Below are 12419 nucleotides of genomic sequence, written 5' to 3' on the forward strand. Positions count from 1 at the left end.
ACAGCGAAATCAGGAGCATTCAAATCGTTTAATAAATTTCTGATAATATAAATATTCGGAGAAATTTGGGGCGGGATCTTTTTGATCCCGCCCTTTTGAGAAAATAGAGGGGAAAATGATCCATCTGGAGATCTGAGAACCGGAAAGTGTTAGCGTTTACTATACATAGCAGAAATCCCTCTTTGTTAATTTTGAACAAATTGTAAACAGATTATGGCTATAGAATTGCTGAAACCAAATAAAATAAACAAATTAAACAAAAAATGCGCAGAAAGGAAAACTTTATTGACAAAAATGTTAGAAAATGATATTCTTTAATCATGAAATTCAGAAAAGAGTGTATATATGGGTATAGTAAATATTTACATTCAACGATTACCAACAACACTCTGACGAAACAGAAATAATTTGAAGGAGGGCATGTGAATGAGAAAAAGAACAGCAGCGAGATCGATGGCAGCCGTTGTCGGAGCAGCGATGGTGCTGACAGCATGCGGAGGCGGAAACAATGCGGCGGCAACGACCGCGGCGGCAGACGGCAGTGAGACTCAGGCGACAGCGGAAAGCTCCGGCGGCGGAAATATCACAAAGACAGATATCGTCTTTGCCCAGGCCTCTGACGTCGTGACCCTGGATCCGGCAGGACAGCAGGATACCACATCATCTGTACTTATGAAACATGTGTACAGTACCTTGATGGATATCGATGATGATGGCAACCTTGTTCCGGATCTGGCAGAGAGCTACGAGATGAAGAGTGATACGGAATATACCTTCACCCTGAGACAGGACGCATGCTTCTCCGATGGCACGCCGGTTACAGCGAAGGATGTAAAGTTTACATTTGACCGCGCGAAGGATATGCCGAAGACGAAATCCAATACCTCCAAGATCGAGGAGGTTATCGCGGATGACGATCACCATGTTACCTTCAAGCTGACGCAGCCGTATGCAGCTTTTAAGACGATCATTACAAACAGCAACTTAAGCATCGTCTCCGAGGCAGCGGTCACAGCGGCGGGAGAGTCCTACGGTGATGTTGGTAATATTCTCGGATCCGGAGGGTTCACGGTTACCGAGTGGGTTCCGAACGACCACTACACCCTTGCAAGAAACGAAAAATACTGGGGTGAGATGCCGATCGCTACAACGATCACCTGCCGCGTGATCCCGGAGGGAAGCGCCCGCGCCATTGCCCTTGAGGCAGGAGAGGTCGATCTTGTATGGAACGTTGACGCGACAGACTGTGCGAACATCGAGGCAAATCCGGATGTGACGCTGTTGAGCCAGACGTCTTCTTCCATCGAATATCTCGGTATGAATACGACAAAAGAGAAATTCAAGGATGTGAGAGTCAGACAGGCGATCAATTACGCGCTGGATAAACAGACATTTGTTGATACGATCATTGAGGGTCGTGGAACTGTAGCAAACAGCTACATCAACTCGATGATCCCGGGCTGGACCGACGAGGTGGAAGCTTATCCGTATGATCCGGCGAAGGCGAAGGAGCTTCTTGCGGAAGCCGGCTATCCGAACGGATTCGAATGCAAGATCTATGTAAACGGCGACGTTCGTACCCGTTCCGCCCAGATCATTCAGGCCCAGCTTGCAGAGGTTGGAATCACGGTTGATATCTCTACCTATGAGTGGGGCGCTCTTCTCGATTCCTTAAATGCAGGTGAGCATGAGATGTTCCTCCTCGGATGGTCGAATTCAAGCTTCGACGCGGATGGAAGTACTTACCAGTTATTCTATTCCGGAAACCATGGAGCAACCGGTAACCGTGCATTCTTAACTGATGATAAAGTCGATGAGCTGATCATCAACGCGCAGAAAGAGAGTGACGACACCAAGCGTATGGAGTTATACAAAGAGCTTCAGGTATATCTCCATGAGATCTCCCCGTGGTGTCCGTTATACTACAAAAATGACAATGTCGGTGTCCGCGCAGACTTAAAGGGATTCAAGCTTCACAAGGGCGCAACGCACTACCTTGGCAACTGCCACTATGAAGATTGATAATATTTAAAATGTGAAAGACGGGGGCAGACATGAAGGTGTCTGCCCCCTTTTCAACGACACGCAACCGTGCGAAGATGCAGATCGCCGCAAGCGGCCGCGCTGGCCGCCTGAAGGTGTCAGGATACATTTTTAAAAATTACACAAAAAATACTGGAATTGCATGAGATATTCGGTTATAATGTCACTATCATGTATAGTGCGATGTATAGTGAATTATAACTATTCAGAGAATTCGCTGATAAAATAGGGATAGGGCTGAATAGTAAAACAGGAGGAGATGAGCATGGGAATTCTCGAAGAAGTAAATGCGAGCTATGAAAAACTCAGCCCGGTTCAGAAAAGGATCGCGGATTTTATCTTCAAATATCCGGATCAGGTCTGCTTTTACTCCTTGAAAGAGCTTTCAGAGACACTGGGTGTGACGGAGGTGACCATATTAAGGTTCACAAAGAAGATTGGGGCCCAGAGCTTCGTGGAGATGAAGAACCGTCTTCGGGAGCATTTGCAGACGAGACTGGTCCATGGGGACGGTTTAAACAGGATCGCGGATCATGTGGGTGGGATCCGGTTCGGTGACCACGATAAGGAAAAAATGTTCCAGGAGTTCGTCGCGAACGAGAAAAATGTGATCGCGAAGACCTTTGAACAGGTCTCCTTAAAGGATATCCTCTCCGCAGTGGCGATCATCAGACAGTCCCGGACGATCTATGTGGTGGGAAGCGAGCTGGTGACCGGACTCTGTGCCTACACGACGAGAAGACTCCTGACATTGGGGCTGGAGGCGCTCGATCTCTCGAATCTGAGCCGGGCTCTCTACAATAATTACCTGGCCCACGCTACGCCGGAGGACTGCGCGATCATCTTTTCCGCACCCGGATACGCGAAACATATCGTGAATACCGCAAGATATCTCGATAAGAAGAAGATCCCGCAGATTGCCATCACGGATCAGAGAACTTCACCGATCGCGTCCTACGGAACGACCGTCTTTACCTGCAATAACCACGACCTGTTCTTTTATAATTCCGTGATGGGATATATGTCTGTGGCGAACGCCCTGATATATTTCTCTGCCATGGATAATCCGGAGGAGACGAATAAACGCCGTGGACGCCTCTCGGAAGTGAGAAGTGCAATCGGCAGCACCGACTTCGTTAAAGACGGTTTATAGGGCGGATCTTCGGAAAGGGGTCAACCCATCAGTGTGATAGGAGTATAGTAAATACAATACAAAAAAGATCACAATAATTTATGAAAATTGCTAAAATAACCCCGTGCAAATTGAAAATTATTGACAAATTTGTTCAAAACTGTTATCATTGGTTCATGAGATCGAACTAAGTACTACATGACGGGTATAGTGAATACTGACACATATTACCGTTATGAAGTGCGACCGCTGTGGGGAGCGGAAGAAAATAACAGGAGGAATTTGTGAATGAAAAGAAGGGGTATTGCAAGAACAACAGCAATGGCAATGGCAGCAGCTATGATCCTTACAGCCTGCGGAGGTGGAAACACTGATCAGTCTACAAACGCACCGGCGGGCGGCAGCGCACAGACAGCTACCGATAACGGCGGAAGCGGCGAGATCACAAAGACAGATATCGTTGTGGCTATGGGCGCAGACGTTGTCACACTGGATCCGGCAGGACAGCAGGATACCACATCCGGAGTACTGATCCATCACGTATACAGCACTCTGATGGATATCGATGAGGAAGGAAACCTTGTTCCGGACCTCGCTGAGAGCTATGAGATGAAGAGTGATACAGAGTATACCTTCAAGCTCCGTGAGGATGCATGCTTCTCAGACGGAACACCGGTAACAGCGAAGGATGTCAAGTTTACGTATGACCGCGCGAAGGATATGCCGAAGACAAAGTCCAACACCTCAAAGATCGCAGAGGTTATCGCGGACGATGATTACCACGTAACCTTCAAGCTCACACAGCCATACGCAGCGTTCAAGACGATCACTACCCAGACAAACTTAAGTATCGTTTCTGAGGCAGCTGTTACAGCAGCAGGCGATGCTTACGGCGATGTGGAGAATGTACTCGGATCCGGTGAGTTCACGGTTACGGAGTGGGTTCCGAACGATCACTACACCCTGACAAAGAACGAAAAATACTGGGGTACAGAACCGATCGCAACTTCCATCACCGTCCGCGTAATCCCGGAGGGAAGTGCAAGAACGATCGCTCTTGAGGCAGGAGAGGTCGATCTTGTATGGAACGTTGACCCGACAGACTGTGCGAACGTGGAAGCAAACTCCGACGTAGCGCTTCTTTCCCAGCCGTCTTCTTCCATCGAGTACCTTGGAATGAATACGACAAAAGAGAAGTTCTCCGATGAGAGAGTCCGTCAGGCAGTCAACTACGCGCTGGATAAACAGACCTTCGTTGATACGATCATTGAGGGACGCGGTACTGTGGCAAACAGCTATATCAACTCCACGATCCCGGGCTGGTCTGAAGAGGAGGAGGCTTATCCGTACGATCCGGAAAAGGCAAAAGAGCTCCTTGCGGAAGCAGGTTATCCGAATGGATTTGAGTGCAGCCTCTATGTAAACGGTGACGTTCGTACACGTTCCGCGCAGATCGTTCAGGCACAGCTCGCTGAAGTTGGAATCACCGTTGATATTTCTACATATGAGTGGGGCGCATTGCTGGATTCCTTAAATGCAGGTGATCACGAGATGTTCATCCTCGGATGGTCCAACACAAGCTTTGACGCAGACGGAAGCACCTACCAGTTATTCTACTCTGAGAACCATGGTGCGACCGGCAACCGTGCATTCTTAACAGATGAGAAGGTCGACGAACTTATCATCGCCGCTCAGAAGGAAAGCGATGATACCAAGCGTATGGGACTCTACAAGGAGCTTCAGGATCGTCTCCACGAGATCTCCCCGTGGTGCCCGTTATACTACAAATACGATAACGTCGGTGTCCGTGCAGACTTAAAGGGCTTCAAGCTTCACAAAGGCGCACAGCATTACCTTGGCAACTGCCATTACGAAAAATAATATCTGATCCGCAAAGAGGACAGAGTCCATGCAAAAACAGGGTACGGGTCACGAAAAGGGATCCGTACCCATTTCCAGAATCCGGTGAAAGCCCGGAAAACATTCCAGAAACCCTGAGACAAGGATCCGGAACTTCGGCCCCGACAGACGGGTTTCGGAAACACAAAAAAACAGCCGCGGGACGCGGTAGATTGGATGGTGTGCATGAGCAAATATGTGTTAAAGAGACTTGCGATGCTGATCCCGGTATTGATCGGCGTGACATTCATGGTTTATTTCATCTTAAGCCTTTCGCCAGGTGATACAGCAGCGATGATCGCAGGTGAGTCGGCAGACGCAGAGACGATCGAAGCGACAAGAAAAGACCTCGGACTTGACCAGCCGGTTATCGTTCAGTACGGAAAATATATGTTGAACCTTCTTCACGGCGATATGGGTAAATCCTACAAGACAAAACGTGACGTTTTCCCGACGATCATGGCAGCTTTCCCGAACACAGCAAAGCTTGCATTCTGGTCGATCCTGGTAGCAGTAGCCATCGCACTCCCAATCGGTATCATCAGTGCGACGAGGCAGTACAGCGCGATCGATAATGTCGGAATGGTCGCCGCCCTATTGGGTGTCGCGACGCCAAACTTCTGGCTGGGCCTGATGCTCATTATCGTATTCTCCTTAAACCTTGGATGGCTTCCATCCGGCGGTATGGGATCCTGGAAGAACTACATTATGCCGGCGATCACCCTTGGTACCGGCGACGCAGCGCTGATCTGCCGTATGACGCGTTCCTCCATGCTTGAGGTCATCCGTCAGGATTATATCCGTACCGCGAGAGCGAAGGGTGTGCCGGAGAAAATGGTGATCCGGAAACACGCATTAAAGAATGCACTGATCCCGGTCGTTACCGTTATCGGCCTTCAGTTCGGTTCCCTTCTTGGCGGCGCGACTCTTACCGAGACCGTATTTGCATGGCCTGGCGTTGGCCGTCTCCTGGTAGACTCCATCAAGAGTAAAGATGCCCCGTTAGTCCTCGGCGGCGTTATCATGATGACCATTACCTTCAGTATCGTAAACCTTTGCGTGGACATTCTCTACGCTTTCATTGATCCGCGTATCAAAGCGCAGTATAAGAAAAAATAAGGAGGAAAGCGTATGGGAACATCAAAGAATCAGGAAGCGGCATCCGGCGCGGCTGTAAAGAAGCGCGGTCAGTTTAAAGAGATCTGGCGCCGCTTAAAAAAGAATAAAATGGCAATGATCGGTCTTGGAATCGTCGCTCTCCTCGTACTGATCTCTATCTTTGCGGATTTCCTGTTCGATTACAATACCGTTGTTATCAAACAGAACACAGCTATCCGTCTCCAGACCCCGAGCGCGGCTCACTGGCTCGGAACAGATGAGTTCGGACGTGATATTCTGGCACGTCTCGTTCACGGATCAAGAGTATCCTTAAGCGTCGGCGTTGTAGCCGTATCCATCGCACTTCTGATCGGCGGATCCTTAGGAGCGATCGCAGGCTTCTACGGCGGAAAGATCGATAACGTGATCATGCGTATCATGGATATCTTCCTTGCAGTGCCGAGCCTTCTTCTTTCCATCACGATCGTATCCGCACTTGGACCGAGCATCTTCAACTTAATGCTCGCCATCGCGATCTCTTCCGTGCCTGGCTACGCGCGAATCGTCCGGGCTTCCGTCCTTACCGTAAAGGATCAGGAATTCGTAGAGGCGGCGAAATGCATCGGAGCAAACAACTTCGAGATCATTTCCTCCCATATTCTCCCGAACTGTATGGCACCGATCATCGTTCAGGTATCTTTAAAGGTTGCATCCGCGATCCTTTCCACATCCGGCTTAAGCTTCCTGGGCCTTGGCGTAAAGGCTCCGACACCGGAGTGGGGCGCAATGCTTTCCGGCGGACGTGCTTACTTAAGAAACGCTCCGCACCTGACCATATTCCCGGGTATTGCGATTATCATTACGATCCTTTCCCTGAACCTGTTAGGCGATGGTCTTCGTGATGCATTAGACCCGAAACTGAAGAAGTAGGGAGGACAAAATATTGGAAGATAACAAAAACTTAATTCTTGATATTAAGGATCTTGTGATCCATTATGAGACCGATGACGGCGTTGTAGAGGCGGTAAACGGCATCGATATCCAGTTAGAGCACGGAAAAACCTTAGGACTGGTAGGAGAGACCGGATCCGGAAAGACAACAACCGCTCTTTCGATCCTGCGTCTTGTTCCGGACCCGCCGGGAGTTATTAAAAACGGTTCCATCCTTCTTGACGGAAAAGATATCTTAAATATGCCGCAGAAGGAGCTGGAGGCGATCCGTGGAAATACCGTTTCCATGATCTTCCAGGATCCGATGACATCCTTAAACCCGGTGCTCACTGTCGGTGACCAGATCGCCGAGGTTATCAAGCTCCATGATAAGATCAGTGAGAAAGAGGCTGAGCAGAAGGCTGGCGATATGCTGGAAGTCGTGGGTATCCCGAGAGAACGTTTCGGTGAGTATCCGCACCAGTTCTCCGGTGGTATGAAGCAGCGTGTCGTGATCGCTATGGCTCTTGCCTGCAACCCGAAGCTCCTTCTTGCCGATGAGCCGACAACCGCTCTCGATGTGACAATTCAGGCACAGGTTCTCGAGACGATGAAGGATTTAAGAAAGAAATTTGGATCCGCGATGATCATGATCACCCATGATCTGGGAATTATCGCAGAGGTCTGTGATGAGGTCTCCGTTGTATATGCTGGACAGATCGTTGAGCATGGAACTCTGGAAGATATCTTCAACCACACCATGCACCCATACACAGAAGGTCTTTTCGGTTCTCTTCCGAACATTGAGGACCGCAAGGCGAGACTTCAGCCGATTCCGGGCCTGATGCCGGATCCGACAAACCTTCCGAAGGGCTGCCCGTTCTCCCCGAGATGTAAGTACTGCACAGAAGCGTGCAAAAAAGACAGACCGGAAAAGAAGTGGGCGAGCGATACGCACTATGTGCGCTGCGTCCGCTACGAAGAGCCGGGATTTTCCATTGAAAGGAGTGAGCAGTAATGGCAGATACGATCCTTGAAGTAAAACACTTGAAAAAATATTTCAACACTCCAAAGGGACTGCTCCATGCGGTCGATGACGTGAACTTCACTCTGGAACGTGGAAAAACCCTCGGTATCGTAGGTGAGTCCGGATGCGGTAAGTCCACCACAGGACGTTCGATTTTACGTCTCATCGAGCCGACCTCCGGTGAGGTCATCTTCGATGGTGAGGATGTATGTAAAAAGAATAAAAATGAGCTCCGTCTCTTAAGACGTGACATGCAGTTGATCTTCCAGGACCCGTACGCGTCCCTTGACCCGAGAAAGACAGTCAGTGAGATCATTGCTGAGCCGTTAAAGCTCCAGAAGCTTATTACGGACCCGAAAGCCCGTATGGACCGAGTGCGTGAGCTGATGCAGGTCGTAGGTCTTGCAGACCGCCTGATCAATACATACCCGCATGAGCTTGACGGTGGCCGCCGCCAGCGTATCGGTATCGCGAGAGCGCTTGCGATGAAACCGAAGCTGATCGTCTGCGACGAGCCGGTTTCTGCCCTTGACGTATCCATTCAGGCGCAGATCTTAAACCTGATGCAGGATCTTCAGGAACAGATGGGATTAACCTATATCTTTATCACACACGACCTTTCCGTTGTCAACCACTTTGCGGATGATATTGCAGTTATGTATCTTGGACAGCTCATCGAGAAAGCTCCGTCTGAGCTGCTTTTCGATAAGCCGACCCATCCGTATACACAGGCTCTGCTCTCCGCAATTCCGGTACCAAGCCTGAAAAAGAAGAGAGAGCGCATCATCTTAAAGGGCGAGATCACTTCCCCGATCAACCCGAAGCCCGGTTGCCGTTTTGCTGCCCGCTGTCCGTATGCGACAGACCGCTGCAGAAGCGAGGAACCGGTACTCCGCGAGATCGAACCGAATCATTTCGTGGCATGCCATCTGACGGAAGGCAAATAAGGAGACATTCATATGCCCCCGCCGGTATCTGGCGGGGGTATACTGTTTTAAATGATTGTTTGCTCTGCAATCGGAACTGCCGACAGAGCTGACGTGGTTTATGCTGTGCAGGGCTGTGATGGTATCGAACAGATACGTAAGTATATTAAATTTGACAGGGAAATGCTCCTGCGATAAAACTACATATATAAATAGGAAAGAGAGGACCTGGAACCATGAAACAGATCGATATCAGAGACTTTACAAATTATCATTATCCTACGATCTTTACCCCGGCACCGGATGGAAAGCACGCGGTGATGGCGGTGGTGGATGCCAACGAGAAGGACAACTGCTATGAGTCCTGCTTATGGCTCTATGATATGGAGACAAAGAAAACGTCCAGACTGACGAGCGGAAAGAAAGAGCGCACGTTTATCTGGATGGATTCCGAGACGGTCCTCTTTATTGCGGACCGTGAGAAGACTTATCAGGAAAAGGCGAAGAACGAGGAAGACTGGACCTGCTTCTACACCCTGAATATCCACGGTGGCGAGGCACAGTTCGCTTTCGCTGTTCCGTATAAGGCAGTGAAGATGAAAAAAGCCGGAAAGAAACTTGTCCTCACGGTGAAATATGATTACAATAAGCCGGATCTCTCCCATATGGAAGAGGACGAGGAGAAGAAGGCCGCTCTCAAGGCCTGGAAGGAAGAGAAGGACTACGAGGTATTCGACGAGCTTCCGTTCTGGGCGAACGGTCAGGGAATCGTAAACAAGAAGAGAACGAGACTGGCGGTCTATGATCTGGAAAGCGGCTCCTGCGAGATCGTGACTCCGGATTATGAGAATGTTGAGGCTTCCTGGGTAGAGGGAGACGATACAATCCTCTATGTTTCCAGTCTTTATACCGACAAGAAGGATGTTTACCAGGGATTAAAGCAGTATACGGTCTCCACCGGTGAGCTTGAGACGCTTGTGGAGCAGAAGAATATGAGCATCGATTACGCGTGCATCCTCAAAGGAAAAGTGACCTTCTTCGGTTCCTATATGAAGGAATACGGGTTCAACGAGAATGACAAACTGTATACAGTAGAGGACGGGAAAGTGGAACTTCTGTCCGATTATGATGACAGTATCCGCAACACGATCTGTTGTGACTGCAAGTTCGCGGACGGAGCTTCTGCGATCCATGATGAAGATAAGATCTACTTTATCGCGACTTTAAGAAAACAGAGCGTGATCCGGACCTTCGACGCTGAGGGCAATATGGAGACGATTCTGGACCGCCAGGGCAGTGTCCACACACTGGCGAAGTCCGGCAATACCGTATACTTTACCGGTATGCGCGATATGGGACTCACCGAGTGCTACGCGTTTGACGGAAACGGGGAGACGAAGCTCACTTCCTTTAACGACGCAGTGATGGCAGAGAGAAGCGTATGCCCGGTAGAGGAGTTTACCTTTACATACAAGGACCTTGAACTGGACGGATATGTGATCAAACCGGTAAACTTTGATCCTGATAAGACGTACCCTGGTATCTTAACGATCCACGGCGGTCCGCGCGCGACCTTCGGTCCGACCTTTTTCCACGAGAGCGAGGTATTCGCAAATGCCGGATATTTCGTATTCTTCACAAACCCGCTTGGAAGTGACGGACGTGGAAATGAGTTCGCGGATATTACAGGAAAGCATGGCGGAATCGACTTTGAATGCTGTATGGCACTCACAGACGAGGTATTGAAGCGCTATCCGCAGGTTGATGAGAAGCACCTGGGTGTTATGGGTGGAAGCTACGGCGGATTTATGACAAACTGGGTGATCGGAAACACCACACGATTCGCGGCGGCCTGCTCCCAGAGAAGTATCTCCAACTGGGTATCCAAGTGCATGACCACCGATATCGGATATTACTTCAATATGGACCAGATCAAGGCGGATCCGTGGAACAGCCCGGAAAAGATGTGGCAGCACTCCCCGTTAAAATACGTTAACATGGCAAAGACTCCGACCCTCTTTATCCAGTCGGACGAAGACTACCGCTGCTGGATGGGCGATGCGATCCAGATGTTCTCCGCGTTAAAATACTTCGGCGTTGAAGCCCGCATGTGCCTCTTCCATGGCGAGAACCACGAACTTTCAAGAAGCGGCAAGCCGAAACACAGGATCCGCAGAATGACGGAGATGATGGAGTGGTTTGAGAAGTATTTGAAGTAAAGAGAAGGCAGGGCGCGGCAGCACCTGCAGACTGAAGATATAAGAAGTTCCCCGGCTGGCAGCAGAAATGCGGCTGACCGGGGGATTTTTGTGGCAAAATTTCGTCAGTATGCATTTTTCGGTGACAAGCGGTGTAAAGTATGGTACTATACATATAAGCGTGGGTCTTTTTGACCTATGTGCGGAATTTGATTTTAAAAGGAGATTTTTGCATGCGAAAACGCTTATATGCGATATTTCTTGCGCTGACAGCGGCGATCGGAATTTCCGGCGGAACGGTGTTTGGTGCGGCAAAAACTACCCAGGTAGATACAATCACATTGGAGACACAGACGGCAGATGACGAGGTTGCGGTGGATCTTGGATGGAAGACTCAGCAGGACAAGGGACGCTGGATCGACAAGATGGGAATCGCAGATGATGTGAACAGCCTGGTTCTGATCATAAATAATATAGAAAATGATACTGACACGGTAAAGACAAATACAGGAAATGGTTCCAGCGATAAAGTTGTAAAAGTGAAAAGAAAACAGCTGCCGGGGAATTCGAGAATGCTCTACCTCTCCAGAACGGAAAACGGGGTTTGGCAGGAGAATTTCTCTGTCAACTGTTATATTTCCGGCGCACAGGGAGAAGATTCCGATATTTACGGCGTTTACCGCCTGGAGAGCACCTTTGGAAACGAAAATGATCCGGGAAGTCTCGTCCCGTATCATAAACTGACATCGGACGATTACTGGATCACAGATCCGGAAGCGGATGGATTCGGTGTTATCACCGCAAAGAAGCCGTCTGGCTTGTTGTCGAACCAGTATGTGAATCTGGAGGAGATGCGAGCGTTCTCAAACTTTGGCATGATCCTGAAACCGGAGGAAGGTTCTGAAGGATACCCGGCTCTTGTGGTCAACTGCCAGCAATCCGGCGCAAAGAATAAGTCTTTCTGCGGGATTCAGCTTGCCCAGTCCTATGTGAGAATGCTGATTCAGTCTATGGATTCCGGAACGAGAATCATGATCGCCGGTGAGGTGGAAGAACTGGAAGGAATGTAAAAGTAAAGAGATCCCTGGAATCGCTCACACTGGTGGCGAAATTCCAGGGATCTTTTTGACTATACGCACCTGATGGTTTTGCCTGCAGCAGACATC

General features: G+C 49.4%; 9 protein-coding genes. All 9 read left to right on the forward strand.

Annotation, left to right across the window (positions count from 1 at the left end; translation table 11 throughout):
* Positions 1-426: 426 nt before the first annotated feature.
* Positions 427-2022, forward strand: coding sequence for an ABC transporter substrate-binding protein (locus DW677_RS04545; RefSeq protein ID WP_117566552.1), 1596 nt, complete (start codon positions 427-429; stop codon positions 2020-2022).
* 286 nt (positions 2023-2308) lie between these two features.
* Positions 2309-3196 carry a MurR/RpiR family transcriptional regulator gene (locus tag DW677_RS04550; protein ID WP_181968295.1) on the forward strand — a complete coding sequence of 296 codons (888 nt, stop codon included), beginning with the start codon at positions 2309-2311 and terminating at the stop codon, positions 3194-3196.
* A gap of 267 nt (positions 3197-3463) precedes the next feature.
* Complete coding sequence (locus DW677_RS04555; protein ID WP_117566554.1) at positions 3464-5056, forward strand: ABC transporter substrate-binding protein; 1593 nt, start codon at positions 3464-3466, stop codon at positions 5054-5056.
* Positions 5057-5260: 204 nt separating this feature from the next.
* A complete protein-coding gene (locus DW677_RS04560; RefSeq protein WP_117469697.1) occupies positions 5261-6193 on the forward strand; it encodes an ABC transporter permease in 933 nt (310 codons plus the stop codon).
* A gap of 12 nt (positions 6194-6205) precedes the next feature.
* Positions 6206-7102, forward strand: a complete 897-nt coding sequence (locus tag DW677_RS04565; RefSeq protein WP_117469696.1) for an ABC transporter permease — start codon at positions 6206-6208, stop codon at positions 7100-7102.
* A 13-nt stretch (positions 7103-7115) separates the two neighbouring features.
* Positions 7116-8120, forward strand: coding sequence for an ABC transporter ATP-binding protein (locus tag DW677_RS04570; RefSeq protein WP_117469695.1), 1005 nt, complete (start codon positions 7116-7118; stop codon positions 8118-8120).
* Positions 8120-9076 carry an oligopeptide/dipeptide ABC transporter ATP-binding protein gene (locus tag DW677_RS04575; RefSeq protein ID WP_117469694.1) on the forward strand — a complete coding sequence of 319 codons (957 nt, stop codon included), beginning with the start codon at positions 8120-8122 and terminating at the stop codon, positions 9074-9076. The genes DW677_RS04570 and DW677_RS04575 overlap by 1 nt, the downstream gene beginning before the upstream one ends.
* Before the next feature lie 215 nt (positions 9077-9291).
* Positions 9292-11274 (forward strand): S9 family peptidase, encoded by a 1983-nt coding sequence (locus tag DW677_RS04580; RefSeq protein ID WP_117566555.1) that lies wholly within the window; start codon positions 9292-9294, stop codon positions 11272-11274.
* 212 nt (positions 11275-11486) lie between these two features.
* A complete protein-coding gene (locus DW677_RS04585) occupies positions 11487-12323 on the forward strand; it encodes a hypothetical protein (protein WP_117469692.1) in 837 nt (278 codons plus the stop codon).
* Positions 12324-12419 lie beyond the last annotated feature (96 nt).

This window comes from Clostridium sp. AM25-23AC, assembly GCF_003435125.1.
GTDB lineage: Bacteria > Bacillota > Clostridia > Lachnospirales > Lachnospiraceae > Pilosibacter > Pilosibacter fragilis.